Origin of the sequence: Paraburkholderia phenazinium (genome assembly GCF_900100735.1) — a bacterium.
GTDB classification, from domain to species: domain Bacteria; phylum Pseudomonadota; class Gammaproteobacteria; order Burkholderiales; family Burkholderiaceae; genus Paraburkholderia; species Paraburkholderia phenazinia.
Map to the genome: position 1 here is coordinate 12,111 of NZ_FNCJ01000010.1, position 14,336 is coordinate 26,446.

Annotated in this window: 18 protein-coding genes, 1 tRNA gene and 1 riboswitch; of the genes, 10 read left to right on the plus strand and 9 right to left on the minus strand. The window is 63.3% G+C overall.

Features of this window, described 5'->3' with window-relative positions; translation table 11 throughout:
- Positions 1 to 61: 61 nt before the first annotated feature.
- A complete protein-coding gene (locus tag BLQ92_RS21625; RefSeq protein ID WP_090686585.1) occupies positions 62 to 526 on the plus strand; it encodes a DUF3318 domain-containing protein in 465 nt (154 codons plus the stop codon).
- A gap of 32 nt (positions 527 to 558) precedes the next feature.
- Here the strand turns inward: BLQ92_RS21625 and BLQ92_RS21630 are convergent, their stop codons facing one another.
- The 8 genes from BLQ92_RS21630 to BLQ92_RS39540 all read right to left on the minus strand — a co-directional run bounded on the left by BLQ92_RS21630 (position 559) and on the right by BLQ92_RS39540 (position 5,869).
- Positions 559 to 1,032 carry a type IV pilin protein gene (locus BLQ92_RS21630; protein WP_090686785.1) on the minus strand — a complete coding sequence of 158 codons (474 nt, stop codon included), beginning with the start codon at positions 1,030 to 1,032 and terminating at the stop codon, positions 559 to 561.
- Between the two features lie 40 nt (positions 1,033 to 1,072).
- Positions 1,073 to 1,591 (minus strand): pilus assembly PilX family protein, encoded by a 519-nt coding sequence (locus BLQ92_RS21635; RefSeq protein WP_425194952.1) that lies wholly within the window; start codon positions 1,589 to 1,591, stop codon positions 1,073 to 1,075.
- Positions 1,592 to 1,623: 32 nt separating this feature from the next.
- Complete coding sequence (locus tag BLQ92_RS21640; RefSeq protein ID WP_425312475.1) at positions 1,624 to 2,433, minus strand: PilW family protein; 810 nt, start codon at positions 2,431 to 2,433, stop codon at positions 1,624 to 1,626.
- Positions 2,430 to 2,843 carry a type IV pilus modification PilV family protein gene (locus BLQ92_RS21645; RefSeq protein WP_244106376.1) on the minus strand — a complete coding sequence of 138 codons (414 nt, stop codon included), beginning with the start codon at positions 2,841 to 2,843 and terminating at the stop codon, positions 2,430 to 2,432. The genes BLQ92_RS21640 and BLQ92_RS21645 overlap by 4 nt, the downstream gene beginning before the upstream one ends.
- Before the next feature lie 8 nt (positions 2,844 to 2,851).
- Complete coding sequence (locus BLQ92_RS21650; RefSeq protein ID WP_090686587.1) at positions 2,852 to 3,418, minus strand: GspH/FimT family pseudopilin; 567 nt, start codon at positions 3,416 to 3,418, stop codon at positions 2,852 to 2,854.
- Positions 3,419 to 3,568: 150 nt separating this feature from the next.
- On the minus strand, positions 3,569 to 4,051 hold the full coding sequence (gene nrdR / locus BLQ92_RS21655) for a transcriptional regulator NrdR (RefSeq protein ID WP_090686588.1): 483 nt from the start codon (positions 4,049 to 4,051) through the stop codon (positions 3,569 to 3,571).
- 3 nt (positions 4,052 to 4,054) lie between these two features.
- Positions 4,055 to 5,302, minus strand: a complete 1,248-nt coding sequence (gene glyA, locus BLQ92_RS21660; RefSeq protein WP_090686589.1) for a serine hydroxymethyltransferase — start codon at positions 5,300 to 5,302, stop codon at positions 4,055 to 4,057.
- A 163-nt stretch (positions 5,303 to 5,465) separates the two neighbouring features.
- A riboswitch (ZMP/ZTP riboswitch) is annotated at positions 5,466 to 5,565 on the minus strand.
- Complete coding sequence (locus BLQ92_RS39540; protein ID WP_143016649.1) at positions 5,552 to 5,869, minus strand: hypothetical protein; 318 nt, start codon at positions 5,867 to 5,869, stop codon at positions 5,552 to 5,554. It overlaps the preceding riboswitch by 14 nt.
- Positions 5,870 to 5,935: 66 nt before the next feature.
- On the opposite strand from BLQ92_RS39540, the gene ydfG reads away from it, so the two are divergent.
- From ydfG to BLQ92_RS21710, 9 genes are all read left to right on the plus strand, one after another.
- Positions 5,936 to 6,682 (plus strand): bifunctional NADP-dependent 3-hydroxy acid dehydrogenase/3-hydroxypropionate dehydrogenase YdfG, encoded by a 747-nt coding sequence (gene ydfG, locus BLQ92_RS21670; RefSeq protein ID WP_090686590.1) that lies wholly within the window; start codon positions 5,936 to 5,938, stop codon positions 6,680 to 6,682.
- A gap of 66 nt (positions 6,683 to 6,748) precedes the next feature.
- Complete coding sequence (gene ybgC, locus BLQ92_RS21675; RefSeq protein WP_090686591.1) at positions 6,749 to 7,228, plus strand: tol-pal system-associated acyl-CoA thioesterase; 480 nt, start codon at positions 6,749 to 6,751, stop codon at positions 7,226 to 7,228.
- A gap of 154 nt (positions 7,229 to 7,382) precedes the next feature.
- A complete protein-coding gene (tolQ, locus tag BLQ92_RS21680; RefSeq protein WP_074265790.1) occupies positions 7,383 to 8,060 on the plus strand; it encodes a protein TolQ in 678 nt (225 codons plus the stop codon).
- A gap of 10 nt (positions 8,061 to 8,070) precedes the next feature.
- A complete protein-coding gene (tolR, locus tag BLQ92_RS21685) occupies positions 8,071 to 8,523 on the plus strand; it encodes a protein TolR (protein ID WP_090686592.1) in 453 nt (150 codons plus the stop codon).
- Positions 8,520 to 9,524, plus strand: a complete 1,005-nt coding sequence (gene tolA / locus BLQ92_RS21690) for a cell envelope integrity protein TolA (protein ID WP_090686593.1) — start codon at positions 8,520 to 8,522, stop codon at positions 9,522 to 9,524. The genes tolR and tolA overlap by 4 nt, the downstream gene beginning before the upstream one ends.
- Positions 9,525 to 9,639: 115 nt before the next feature.
- Positions 9,640 to 10,932, plus strand: coding sequence for a Tol-Pal system beta propeller repeat protein TolB (gene tolB, locus BLQ92_RS21695; RefSeq protein WP_090686594.1), 1,293 nt, complete (start codon positions 9,640 to 9,642; stop codon positions 10,930 to 10,932).
- Between the two features lie 18 nt (positions 10,933 to 10,950).
- Positions 10,951 to 11,460, plus strand: coding sequence for a peptidoglycan-associated lipoprotein Pal (gene pal / locus BLQ92_RS21700; RefSeq protein WP_090686595.1), 510 nt, complete (start codon positions 10,951 to 10,953; stop codon positions 11,458 to 11,460).
- 15 nt (positions 11,461 to 11,475) lie between these two features.
- Positions 11,476 to 12,225: a tol-pal system protein YbgF gene (gene ybgF, locus BLQ92_RS21705; RefSeq protein ID WP_090686596.1), complete on the plus strand. Its 750-nt coding sequence runs from the start codon at positions 11,476 to 11,478 to the stop codon at positions 12,223 to 12,225.
- Between the two features lie 181 nt (positions 12,226 to 12,406).
- Positions 12,407 to 12,482: transfer RNA gene (locus tag BLQ92_RS21710), tRNA-Lys, on the plus strand.
- Positions 12,483 to 12,549: 67 nt separating this feature from the next.
- Here the strand turns inward: BLQ92_RS21710 and BLQ92_RS21715 are convergent.
- A complete protein-coding gene (locus BLQ92_RS21715; protein ID WP_090686597.1) occupies positions 12,550 to 14,235 on the minus strand; it encodes an ABC transporter substrate-binding protein in 1,686 nt (561 codons plus the stop codon).
- Between the last annotated feature and the right edge of the window lie 101 nt (positions 14,236 to 14,336).

Here is a 14,336-nt window from a genome sequence, read left to right on the forward strand (position 1 = left end):
CAGGCCCGCGCCCGCCGCCTGCCCCGTTCGCCTTCCCGACCACCCCTGCCGCCAACACACCATGAGCTCTAGCCGCCCGGATACCGCCTTTCGCAGCAAGCGCCCGCCCTCCCGCGACCTGAGCGCGCCGCATCTGCGCGCCCTGCGCAAGGAGCTGTTGCTGGTGCGCTCGGACGTGGAGCGCATGGAACTCGCGCAGGCCACGATCGAGTTGCGTCAGGCGGTCACGCATTTCAGCTGGCTCAAGTTCATCGTGCCGGGCTTCGCGGGCATGCGCTGGCGCAAGGCCAGTGCCGCCAGCGCGGGGATTGGCGCGCTGCTGAAGGAATATCCGCTGATCAGCTCGATTGTTTCGTTGCTGCTCGCCAAGCCGCTGCGGGCAACCGTTGCGGCGAGCGCGAAGCCAGTGCTGAAGTGGGGCAGTCTTGCGCTGGCTGCGTGGGAGGCGTATCGCATCTGGCAACAGATGAAGAATGACTCGCGCGGCACTTCGAACGATACGACGGATAGCAATAGCGAGGACTGAGCCTTGCGGCTTGCCTGGCGGCGCGGGATTGCTCATTTCGTGCTCCAGCAAAGATCTGGGTCTGCCGCTGCGGCACCCTCTTTGGTGCGATTCGTACGCAAACCGGTGGCGTCGAGTGTGAAGATGCCGCACGGGTCATCGTGCATTGGCCCCGCCTCGACCGGACGCGCCTCCACGGCGTAACCTCCATTTATTTCGTCAGCGGGAAGCGCCTGCAGCCGGTAGACAGGCGTTCCGAACGGCGGCGCCTGATCGAGTCCAGCGGGCAACGGACTCACCTCACCTGAGGTACCCGCCTCCATGAACTGTGCAGCACGATAGAGCGCCGACGCGGCGTCGATCCGGTGCGACCGGGCGACGTGGCCGCGGTAAGACGGCACGGCGTACGCCACCAGGATTGCCGCGATCGCTAGCGCGATGATCAGCTCAAGGAGCGTGAACGCAGCAGCAAGCTGCGGCCTTGAACGTGGCGCCCTGATGCCGAACTTTGAACGTGACGGCTTCATGCCGTAATTTGAACGCGGCGGCTTCATGCCGGATCCGTCCTTAAAAAGGACGTGCGGCGACGCGCCGCCAATGCCGCTCGCTCTTCTCACCGTCCACGACCAGTTCCAGTTGCAACCATACCTGCGATTCCCGCGTACGGCCGAATCCCCGCGCCGTGAGCAGATACGCCCGCGCCTCGGGCCGGGTGCTCAGCCGCCATGCTTCCACCAGACATTGCGGCGCGGCGACGGAGCCGGGCCACTGAGCGATAGGGGCGAAGGCGTTGGCAGTGAACGCCGGTTCGAGTTTCCATCCCGTCGGCTCGGCGACGACTGCTGCTATGACCGGGGCCGCACCAGCCGCGACCGAGCGGGCGCACAGCGTCAACGCTGAGTCGGCGGCGTGAAAGGCTTGCAGGGTATCGCGGAGGTTGGCCGTCGCGCGCGCTGCCGCTAATGAGGCTTCGAACCAGGCCGCCGAGGTGACCAGCATCATCGACGAGATCAACAGCACGATCGGCAGGGCCGCGCCTTGGGTGGGCCGGGTGCGCGAGGTATGCGGGGTTCGCGGGGTTCGCACCGCGATTTCCCGTTGTCGCCTGGCGCAAGTCGTCATGAGCCGTCAGCCTCGTTGTTGCGTATCGCCACCCGCCGCCAGAACGCCTGCCGCACGCGCATGTCCGCGCCCGTCACCTTCGCGCCGTCGCAATCGACGTAACGCGAGCGCCGCCCCTGTGGCGCACCGCGCACCAGCACACAAAGGTCCACCGCGATCACGTTGGCCCACTGGCCCGCTACGACAGCCGATGCGTCGAGCGCGGTCTGCGCCCCGGCAAGCCAATACTTGAGCCGCAACCGCTCGACACCCTCGACCAGCGGCTGCGCAGAACCGGACTTGCCGTTGCCGTCGCAATACAACTCGGACTCGCCTGTCGAGCCGCTCAACTTTGCGTAGTAGCGGTTGACGATCAACACGCGTCCCGCACCGAACGCCGTAGTCCCTGCGCTCACGGCCTGGCCGAGACAATCGGTCGACTGGCCGGTGGACGATGGCCATGTCGAAACTGTGTCACCGACGTAGCGGATCGCGATGCCGTCCGAGCGGCTTGTCAGCGCTTCGCACGTGAGGTTATCGTCGACCCCCGTGGGCCGCGCGGACGAACATCCGAACAGCGTTGGCCTCGGTTGCGACTGAGGCGCGTCGGCCGGGACGAACCCGGTCATCTGGATCTGCTGACCGATCAACGTGAGTGCCGCGAGACCTGCTTCGCGCACCTGAAGTGCGTCCCCGGCCCGGCCGAACGCCGCGCGTTGTGCGCGATACAGCGAGACGGCGCCGACGGTCACCACCAGCCCCAACGCCAAGGCAATCACTAGTTCGACCAGGGTATGGCCGCGCGGACGAATCATGCCTTGCTTCATTTGACAAACGCCACGGCAACGCATGCCAATCCGGCGGCGACAGGCAGCTCACCGCACGAGTCAGGCTTTACCGTCACCCGCTCCGGCGCCGGCATGCTGCTCACCGCCGACCACAACACGCGAGCAAACGAGACTCCGTCGCCGCGCTCGCTGGTCGACGCCTCGCCCTTCGGCAGCAAACTCGCCGCGCGCGCGCTCCACTGGCGCAAGGCGGCGTCGCCGCCAGTTGGCGCGCGTGAGCTTTCGGCAACCGCGTCAGCGAGGAACGCTGCGTGCTCGCGCAACGCCGCCGCGCGGGTCTCGCGAGCGATCCACAACTGCGTTGCGATCAGGCCGAGGGCCGTAACAGCCGTCAATGCGACCGCCAGCATCACCTCGATCAGCGACGCCCCACGTGATTGCCTGGACATGGTGGCTTTCATGACGCTGCCCCACAAGCGCCGTCGGCGATGCGCGGGCGTCCGCCTGCGGCAATGCGGATACAACGGCGCCACAACTCACCCTGAGTAGCGCCGGAAGGAAAATGCGGTGCGATATCGAAGCTGCGAAAACTGCCGATCAACTGCCCTGCCGGCGGCGTGAAGGTCAGGTTCGTCTGCGTCCCGGCGATACTCACTGCCGCGAGTTCGGCTTGAGCGCGCAATATCATCGGCGTTCCGGTCCGCTCGACCATCACCGCCCAACCGCACGACCAGTCCGCGACCCCAGCGCGGCACGCTTGTCCCGAGGCCAGACAGCGACGCGACGCATCCACCCGGCACACCGTCACGCGTGCCCCACGCCTAACCGCTTCGCTGCGTGCGTAAGAGAGCGTCGAAAGCAGCACTCTGGCGCGGGCGTCGACCTGGTCGCGCACGTGCCACGCAACCAGCGATGGCGTGGCCATCACGGCGATCACCGCCAATAACGCGACCACCACCAACGTTTCGATCAGCGTGAAACCGCCGCGCCCACGCGGCAAAGCGACACCGTGCTTCATCTGCATTCCTTAGCTTCAAAAGAATGCGATCAATTTACTCAAGCGGGAGTGGCTCAACAATCGGCCGAACGGCCAGGTAGCGGACGAGCGGAGTCACCCGCAACAATGTCGGCGTGACGGCTACAGAGGGGAATGATGATGCTAATGCGCCAACTATCAGCGTTTGCGGGACGGCTTGGGCGGCGTGGCCGCACGGCGAAACTCTTCGATGACGTCTTCGAATTCGGAGACATCCTCGAAACGCCGGTACACCGAAGCAAAGCGGACGTAGGCAATCGTGTCGAGCTCGCGCAACTCGTTCATGACGAGTTCGCCGAGGCGCTCGCTGCGCACTTCGCGCTCGCCACTGCCCAGCAGCTGGTATTCGATGCGGGCAACCGCCGCGTCGACCGCGTCCGCCGCAACCGGGCGCTTGCGCAGCGCCAGTTGCATGCTCGCGAAGATCTTGCGGCGATCGAATTCGGTGCGGCTGCCATCCTTCTTGACGACCGACGGCAACGCCAGCTCGACCCGCTCATACGTCGTAAAACGTTTGTCGCAGGCCGGGCAGCGGCGGCGCCGGCGAATCGCGGCGCCGTCCTCGGATACGCGGGAGTCCACGACCTGCGTATCGTCGTGCCGGCAGAAGGGGCAGCGCATCGCTTACTTGTAGACCGGGAAGCGCTTGGTCAGCTCCGCGACCTGCGTGCGAACACGTTCGATCGTCGCTGCGTCTTCCGGGTTGTCCAGCAAGTCGGCGATCAGGTTACCCACCTGCTCCGCTTCCTTCACGCCAAAGCCACGGGTGGTCATGGCCGGCGAACCCAGACGAATGCCGCTCGTGACGAACGGCTTTTCCGGATCGTTCGGGATGGCATTCTTGTTGACCGTGATATGCGCCGCGCCGAGCGCCGCTTCGGCGGCCTTGCCGGTGATGTGCTTGGCGCGCAGATCGACCAGCATGACGTGGCTTTCGGTACGGCCCGAAACGATGCGCAGACCGCGCTTCACGAGCGTCTCGGCCAGCACGCGGGCGTTTTCCACGACCTTTTGCTGGTATTCCTTGAATTCCGGCGACAGCGCTTCCTTGAACGCAACGGCCTTACCGGCGATCACGTGCATCAGCGGGCCACCCTGGATGCCAGGGAAGATAGCCGAGTTGATCTGCTTTTCGAACTCGGCCTTCATCAGGATCACGCCGCCGCGCGGGCCGCGCAGGCTCTTGTGGGTCGTGGTGGTGACGAAGTCTGCGTGCGGCACCGGGTTCGGGTAGACGCCTGCCGCGATCAGACCGGCGTAGTGCGCCATGTCGACCATCAGGTACGCGCCGACCGACTTGGCGATCTTCGACAGACGTTCGAAGTCGATGCGCAGCGCGAACGCCGAAGCGCCCGCGACGATCATCTTCGGCTTGTGTTCCTGGGCGAGCTTCTCGGCCGCGTCGTAATCGATGTCTTCCGCTTCGTTCAGGCCGTAGCTGACGACGTTGAACCACTTGCCCGACATGTTGACGGGCGAGCCGTGCGTAAGGTGGCCACCGTGCGCGAGGCTCATGCCCATGATGGTGTCGCCCGGCTTGAGCATGGCGAAGAACACACCCTGGTTAGCCTGCGAACCCGAATTCGGCTGGACGTTCGCGGCTTCCGCGCCGAACAGTTCCTTCACGCGGTCGATAGCGAGCTGCTCGACGATGTCCACGTATTCGCAACCGCCGTAGTAGCGCTTGCCCGGGTAACCTTCGGCGTACTTGTTGGTGAGCTGCGAGCCTTGTGCAGCCATGACAGCCGGGCTCGTGTAGTTTTCCGACGCGATCAGTTCGATGTGATCTTCCTGGCGGCGGTTTTCCTGCTCGATCGCCTTCCAGAGTTCGGGATCGACGTTGGCGATGGTGCTTTGGGCTCTGTCAAACATACGGGTTCCGTTGAGTGTGTTCAGGTTGACCGGGTCGTGCGCGAGGCGCGTAGAAGGTACGCGGCGCTGCTGGCGGCTGGGCCAGCCCTGACGTGGCGGATGAAGATGCGCCGCACACGCGAGGCAGGACAGCCACCGGCGGCGCAGATGAATGCGCGCGGATCACGGCTGCCCAGGCGAACGGCAAAACGGCACCCTGCGCTTCACGGTGGGTCGCTCCACCTTGAACCTGTTTGGTTCTATCGCCAGTCACGCAGGGATGAGCGCGTTAGTGTATTGGAAGCGCCTGGAATAGGCAACCGAATCGCCGCGCAGGCCGTCCCGGCGACGGGCGACGCCCCGACCGCCATAGTCACGGTTCGCCGCGGCGCCCCGATCCACGGCCAAACGTCTGACGAAAATCCGCCCCGTCCCAGCGCCGCCGGATGGCCGGCGGCTAACGATGAAGCCCTTCGGCAAGCCCCACAGCGGGCCATCCGGCGGGACACCCAGCCAGCCACCGCCCGTGCCCCGGTCCTCCCCGCTGTCGCGGCCGTCCCGCAGACGCTGCGCTGGGACCAAGGTCATTCTTGCCGCATCGCCGCATTGCAAGTAGGCTTGGCGACTATCTCCCCTCCCCACCAGGAAACCGCAATGATCGTGTTCGTTACCGGGGCGTCCGCAGGATTCGGCGCTGCCATCGCCCGTACTTTTGTCAAGGGCGGCCATCGCGTCGTCGCCACCGCGCGCCGCAAGGACCGTTTGCAGGCGCTGGCCGACGAACTGGGCGAGGCGCTCCTGCCGTTTGAGCTGGATGTGCGCGACCGCGCCGCCGTCGAGGCGGTGCCCGCCGCGCTGCCCGAAGGCTTTGCCGCCATCGACGTGCTGGTCAACAACGCGGGCCTCGCCCTCGGCCTCGAACCGGCGCAGCGCGCCAACCTCGACGAATGGCAAACCATGATCGACACGAACTGCACAGGTCTCGTGCAGGTCACCCATGCGCTGCTGCCGGGCATGGTCGAGCGCCAGCGCGGCCATGTGTTCAACCTGAGTTCGGCGGCCGCCAACTGGCCCTACGCGGGCGGCAACGTGTACGGCGCCACCAAGGCTTTCGTGCGCCAGTTCAGCCTGAACCTGCGTGCGGATCTGGCCGGCACCCCGCTGCGCGTGACCGACGTCGAGCCCGGGCTGTGCGGCGGCACGGAGTTTTCGAACGTGCGCTTTCGCGGCGACGACGCCAAGGCCGCGACCGTCTACCAGAACGTGCAGCCGCTCACGGCCGAAGACATTGCCGACACGATCTACTGGACCGCGACCCGCCCGGCCCACGTCAACGTCAACACGATCGAGCTGATGCCCGTCGCGCAGTCGTTTGCGGGGCTGTCGGTGCATCGCGGCTAAAGCCTGTTACCCGCTGTTACCCGGACGCACCTGCGAAATCACGTCGGATTGTGCGTTCCGGGTAAAATGCGCGGCATGAATATGTCCCCGAGCGAGCCCGGCGCCGAAATCGGCTTCATCTGGCCGATTCGCGTGTACTACGAAGATACCGACGCTGGCGGCATCGTGTTCTACGCGAATTATCTGAAGTTCTTCGAGCGGGCGCGCACCGAATGGCTGCGCGCGTGCGGCATCGAACAGGATCGGCTGGCGGAGCAAAGCGGCACCCTGTTCATCGTGCGCAGCACCGCGATGGACTATCGCGCGCCAGCCAGGCTTGACGATCTGATCAAAATCGTCAGCCGGCCTGAACGAATTGGCCGCGCGTCGGTCGATTTCTCACAGGAAGCCTGGCGTGACGGCACGCTGCTTGCTACCGGGACCATTCGGGTCGGCTGTGTCGACCGGGTAGCACTGCGTCCTGCCGCCATTCCGGAACCCGTGCTCGCCGCCTTGCGGCGCGGGCCCGGAGTAACTGCACCCAGCGTGTCAACGAACAACGGCTGAACATCGTTGTTACGAGGCCAGTGAACTCGTATCGATCAAGCAACACAAAGCATGGTTCGGCCCGCGGTTTGCCGATGCTTCCGGTTTCCCCACGGCAAGCTTCGACGGACCTTGCAGCCGGACGCCCCCATCCGGGACGTTACAAAGAACCTCTATGAACACTACACAAGATCTATCGATCATTTCGCTCGTTCTCAATGCGAGCCTGCTGGCCCAGGCAGTGATGGCGCTGTTGTTGCTGCTGTCGCTGCTGTCGTGGACTTTCATCTTCCGCAAGTGGTTTGCGATCCGCCGTGCGCGGGCGCAAACTGAGCGTTTCGAACGCGACTTCTGGTCCGGCGGCGACCTGCAGGCCCTCTATCAAAGCGCCGCGAACAACCGCCATACCATCGGCGCCCTGGAACGGATCTTCGAATCCGGCATGCGCGAGTTCCTGAAGGGCAAGGAAAAGCGTCTCAACGACCCCGGCCTGATCCTCGACGGCGCCCGCCGTGCCATGCGTGCTGCTTTCCAACGAGAGATGGACGTGCTCGAAGCCAATCTGGCGTTCCTCGCCTCGGTGGGTTCGGTCAGCCCGTACATCGGTCTGTTCGGCACCGTGTGGGGGATCATGAACGCGTTCCGCGGTCTGGCTAACGTCCAGCAGGCTACGCTCGCCAACGTCGCGCCCGGCATCGCCGAAGCGCTGACCGCGACCGCAATCGGCCTGTTCGCCGCGATTCCTGCCGTGGTGGCCTATAACCGCTACGCGCACGATATCGACCGTCTGGCGATTCGCTTCGAGACCTTCATCGAAGAATTCTCGAACATCCTGCAGCGTCAGGCGCACTAAGGAGTCCACGATGGCCGGTTCCTCAAGTCGCTCCTCCAGTATGCGCGGCGGCCGTTCGCGCCGCGCGATGGCCGACATCAACGTCGTGCCGTATATCGACGTGATGCTCGTGCTGCTCGTGATCTTCATGGTGACCGCGCCGCTCGTCGCACCGTCGATCGTCAATCTGCCCACCGTCGGCGGAGCCGCTCCGCAGCAGCAGACGCCGCCCGTGGTCGTCAACATTCGTGCCGATGGCAACATGAACGTCAAATACAAAGACGACAATGGCGCCATGCAGCAGGAAGACATGACGCGAGCGGATCTGAACAGCTTCGTCACCGACCGCGAGCAGTCGCACCCGGACCAGCCGGTTGTGATCGCCGCTGACAAGACGGTGAAGTACGAAGCCGTAATGAACGTGATGTCCGACCTGAAGGCTCGTGGCGTCAAGCGCGTTGGCTTGCTCGTCAAATCGCAATGATCCGCAAGAATTCCGCTTACCCGCTCCAGCCTCCGCGTGAACGCGGCACCTGGCGAGCCTTTGCGCTCGCGCTGGTGATGCACGTGCTGCTCGGGTTCTTTCTGTACCACGGCATTCAATGGCAGAACAGCACGCCGGCAGGCGCTGAAGCCGAACTGTGGACGGAGGTGCCCGATATCACGACGCCGCGGCCGCCCCCGCCGCCCGTGCCGGTAGCCCCTGCCCCGCCTCTGCCCGATGAACAGGCCGATATTGCGCTGCAGGAAAAGAAACGCCAGCAACAGGAAGCCGCGCGCCAGGCGCAGCTTGCCGAGCAACAGCGCCTGCAACTGCAGGCCCAGCAGGAGGCTGAAGCAAAGCGCCAGCAGCAGCTCGCAGCCGACCAGGCGGCGCAACTGGCCGCCCAGAAGGCCGCGGCGACCAAGCTGAAGCAGCAACAGCAGCAGGCTGAGAAGCTCAAGCAGCAGCAACTGGCCGAGCAGCAAAAGCAGGATCAGTTGAAGCAACAGCAAGAGGACCTGCAGAAGCAGGCCCAGGCTGATGCGCAGAAGAAGGCTGACGCGCAGAAAGCGGCCAAGGCAGCCAAAGCGGCAGCCGACGCAGCGCAGGCGAAGAAGCTCGACCAGGAACGCCGGGCGCGTCTCGCGCAGATGCAAGGCATGGCGGGCGGCGAAGGCTCGACGGGCAATGGTCTGGCCAAGAGCGGCACGGGTAGTGGCTCGGGCGGGACGTCCACCTCGCCGGGTTATGCCGACAAGGTCCGGCGAATGGTGCGCCCGAAGATTGTGTGGTCAGGTGACACGCAGGGTCTGGAAACCGTGGTCTCGGTCCATTGCGCGCCGTCCGGCACGCTGTTGAGCGCGACGGTCACGCGCAGCAGTGGCAACCAGCAGTGGGACGACGCCGCACTTCGGGCGGTTCAGCTCACCGACCCGATGCCCGTGGATACGGACGGTAAAGCGCCAGCAAGCTTTTTGATTACGTTGCGGCCGGCAAATTGACAATGGCTCCGGCGGCCCCGCCCGGCGGGGCCTTCCCGGGAACGAATTGAAAATTTCCGGGTCTGTCTGCTGTCATACAGTGTTAGAAATCTGATTTTTTGGGAATCCATACAGCATGAGTTTGATGACCAAGCTAGGCCTGCGGACTTTGGTAGCGTCGTGCCTGATTGCGGCCGGCGGCGCCGCGCACGCGCAACTCAACGTCCTCGTCACGGGCGTCGGGTCCACCCAATTCCCCATCGCAACGGCGAATTTCGCCAATGAAGCGAACTCGCCGCAGCAGGTCAGCACCATCGTGCGCCAGGATCTGCAGCGCAGCGGCAAATTCACCAATATCGACGCCGGCAGCGCGCCCGTTTCGGAAACCGATTCGGTCGACCTCGGCAGCTGGAAGGCCAAGGGCGCCAACGCGTTCGTGGCCGGTAGCGTGAATCGTCTGCCGAACGGCCAGTACGAAGTGCGCTTCAAGCTATACGACACGGTCAAGGGCGAAAGCCTCGGCGGCCTGGTGCTGGTGAGTCCGGAAAGCGGCCTGCGCATGAGCGCGCATAAGGTTGCGGATTACATCTATGCAAAGCTGCTCGGCGATCGTGGCGTGTTCGCCACCCGCCTGTCTTATGTCATCAAGACCGGCAACCGCTACCAGTTGCAGATTTCCGATTCGGACGGCCAGGACGCGCACATCGCGCTGTCGAGCCCCGAGCCGATCATCTCGCCGGCGTGGTCGCCTGACGGCACGAAGGTCGCCTACGTGTCGTTCGAAAAGAAGAAGCCCATCGTCTACATCCACGACCTGCCCACGGGCCGTCGCATAGTCGTCTCGGATCAGAAGGGCAATAACAGTGCACCGGCCTGGTCGCCGGATGGACGCACGCTGGCAGTAGCGCTTTCGCGCACCGGCAATACGCAGATTTTCGCCGTCAATGCTGACGGCAGCGGCCTGCGCCGGCTGACGCAAGGCACCTCGATCGACACCGAACCGAACTACTCTCCTGACGGACAGTGGATCTATTTCACCAGCGACCGCGGCGGTCAACCGCAGATCTACAAGATGCCGGCGCAGGGCGAAAGCGCGGGCGCAGCCCAGCGCGTCACGTTCACGGGCAACTACAACACCAGCCCGCGCGTGAGCCCGGACGGCAAGGAACTGGCCTACATCTCGCGTGTAGGCGGCGCCTTCAAGCTGTATATCCAGGACTTGCAGTCCGGGTCGGCAACCGGCTTGACCGACACAACACATGACGAATCGCCGAGCTTCGCGGCGAATGGTCAGTACATTCTTTACGCCACACAGGTGAACGGCCGTGGCGTGTTGGCCGCAGTATCGACCGACGGTCGCACTCGGCAGGTCCTGTCCGTTCAGGGCGGCATCGTTCGCGAGCCGTCCTGGGGCCCGTTTATGCAATAACACACAAGGAGAGTAACAATGATGTCCAAACTTCGTATCGTCTTTGCCGCATTGCTGGTCGGTGCTCTGGCTGCCTGCCATTCGGGCGTCAAGCTCGACGAAAACGCCAACAAGGGTGGCGCGGTCGCTACGCAACCGAACCCGAATGCAGTCGCACAAGTGAACGTCGACGAGCTGAACGATCCGAACAGCCCGCTCGCCAAGCGTAGCGTCTACTTCGACTTCGACAGCTACTCGGTCAAGGACGAATACCAGGCGCTGCTGGGACAACACGCACGTTACCTGAAGGCACATCCGGAGCGTCACGTGCTGATCCAGGGTAACACCGACGAACGCGGCACGAGCGAGTACAACCTGGCACTCGGCCAGAAGCGTGCTGAAGCTGTGCGTCGCGCGCTGTCGCTGCTTGGCGTGCCGGATTCGCAAATGGAAGCCGTGAGCCTGGGCAAGGAAAAGCCGCTGGCCGACGGTCATGACGAAGCATCGTGGGCACAAAACCGCCGCGCTGACCTCGTCTACCAACAGTAATAGGTGATGAGCCGTATGACGCAACGTTTCTCCTGGCTGCGCTTTGCTGCAGCCGCCTGCGTAGCAGGCTCGGCCTTGATGGCCGTGCCGGCTCACGCCGGCATGTTCGACGACGACCAGGCCCGTCAGGCGATTCTCGATCTGCGTACCAAGACCGATAGCCTGTCGAGCCAACTGTCGGCCGCCCAGCGGACCATCCTCGATCAGTCCAACCGCCTCGACCAGCTCAACCAGCAGGTCGCGACGCTGCGCGGACAGAACGAGGACATGGCGAACCAGCTTGCCACGCTGCAGAAGCAGCAGAAGGACTACTACACCGACCTCGACACGCGGTTGAAGAAGTTCGAACCGCAGCAGCAGACGGTTGATGGCGTAGAAGGCACGGTCCAGCCGGGCGAGACGGACGCGTTCAATGCGGCTTCGACGCAGTTCCGCAATGGCGACTTCAAGAACGCGGCGGCTTCGTTCCGCAGCTTCATCGCCAAGTATCCGCAGAGCCCCTACCAGCCGACCGCGCAGTACTGGCTCGGCAACGCGCTGTATGCACTGCGCGACTACAAGGGCTCCACGGCTACGTGGGAAGGCGTCGTGAAGAATTACCCGCAGCATCCGCGTGCGCCGGAAGCGCTGCTCGCGATTGCCAACAATCAGCTCGAGCAAGGTCAGAAAGCGGCAGCGAAGAAGACCCTCGAGCAGATCGTCGCGCAGTACGGCAACTCAGATGTCGCGCAGTCGGCGCAAAGCAAGTTGTCGCAAATCAAGTAGTTCAGGCAGTCGCAGTATCAAGCGTAGTGTCGGATTACACGCCACGCGCGCCTCTCGCCGGGAAGCCCGGGGCAGTCGATGCCTCGGGCTTTTCGTTTTATGGAGTAACGCGCTCGTTGGGATGTCGCCCAGATGGGTTGACAAGTTCGGCGAGCTATCGCTATAATCCCGCTTCTCTTTTGGGTCGTTAGCTCAGCTGGTAGAGCAGCGGACTTTTAATCCGTTGGTCACAGGTTCGAATCCCGTACGGCCTACCAAAAGATTCAAGGGCTTACATGCGCATGCGTGTAAGCCCTTTTCTTTTGCGGCGCCTAATCAAGCCCCCTACCGCAACCAAAGATCAGCAAACGGCACCAGCCCAAACGACATGTCCTTCACCCCAGCGACATGCGCCTCTGCATGAACATACCGAATCTCGTGCGAGATCGGGATCAGCCAACCCTCCTCGACCAACTGCTTGCCGATCACGGCATATTCGCGCATGCGCGCCTGAGCGTCGGCGTTTGCCCGGATTGCCCGCAACTGCTGGTCTACGAGTCGCTGTTGATCAAGTGGCGTCCAGCGCCTAAACAGAGTGTTTGAGGCAAACCACTCATAGCAGCCGAGATCCTGATCGGGATTCATGGACTCGATACGCAGAACCAGGTCGGCGGAGTCCAACCAGTCATGCCGAAGATATTCGGCAAAACCCAGCGCCACCACCTCCAGCTCAATCTGCGCCTCCTTAAGCCGGTCTTTTATCAAGGCGGCCAACGCCAGGCGCTCGTCGGTCCGTATCGTGACCATCGTCAGCCGGGTGTGCTCGGGTATGGGAGGACGACCACGAGGCGTCGCTACCCGATGTTCCCATTCTGGCAGCATCCCCGATGCAGGTCGTCGAGCCCCGTCATCGTTCGCGATCAGCACAGTGGGCGCGAGCCAATCTGCCAGCGCCAATCTTTGCGCGGCATCTGCGAAGAATGGGCGCTCGGGATTGCACACAATACTCGTACAACCCGGCAACACCTCGGCAACGCTGCTCTGCGTCTTCGAACTACAACAGTAGCCGAAATGGAGGTCAAACTCCGGCGTATCGTCCGAACCCTCGATGACCCAAAGATCGATCTCGTCGAGTAGCGCGCGCTCGCGGTAGTAGTCCTCGAACACCGATAGGGTCAGCCGGTATTCGCTACGGCGCGTCAGTTTGAAGGGGCCGCTTCCGATTGGCATGAGCGCAAAATCGCTGTTTCGATTTCGTGGGATGATCGATGCCTCCACGGCCGCGAGGTAGTGGGGCCACAGGTAGTCCGTGCTGTTTAGACGGCACGTCACTCTTCGGCAGCCACCCGTCTCCACCGAGTCCAGACCTTCGAACAGAGATTGATAACACCCCGGCGTATCGCGCAGCCGCAGTAAGGTCTGTCGCACATCTTCCGTTTCCAGTTCGCTTCCATCGTGGAAGCTGAGACCGGGTCTCAGCCAGAAATGCCAGACTCTACCGTCATCTTCCGACTCCCAATAATGGGCAAGTGCTGGCACCAGTTGCTGCGTAGTCCGATCGAATTCGGTTAGCCGCGAGAATATCTGGCTGACCAGATGGGCTTCCAGACTAGTCGGAATGTCATTCGGATCTAACGCCGCTACGGGCCGGCGCAGCGGTATCCGGACGCGATTGCGCGAACCGCCGGCCTGCGGCACCTGCAGGAAATCCGGCAGTCGTGCCGCCAGTTGCTTGCGCTGTTCGCCGTCCAGGCTAGCAAACGCTTCCTCCAGCTCGCCCTCGGCTAGCAAGCCGGACAAATGATCCAGAGTCACTTGTTGCGGCGAGACGAGCATGGTCAAGCGGGAAAAATGACCTCGACCGCGCGCAGCTTCCCAACGCAACCAGCCCCTCTCCTCCATCTTGCGCAGCAATAGCCGCGCGTTGCGCTCGCTGCAGTTCAAGGCCCCTGCCAGCGCGGGCAGGCCCGGTTGCTCGGGCTGCCTGTCCAGCAAAGCGTGCAGCTTTTGGAACTGGTCGATGAGGCGCATAAAAGAGGAAATTAAATTTATGTTGCCGTCCGTTTTTATTTTCCTCTTTGCCTTGCATCATGTCCACAATCGTCAATAGACGAACGGCTCGAAGGGCACGT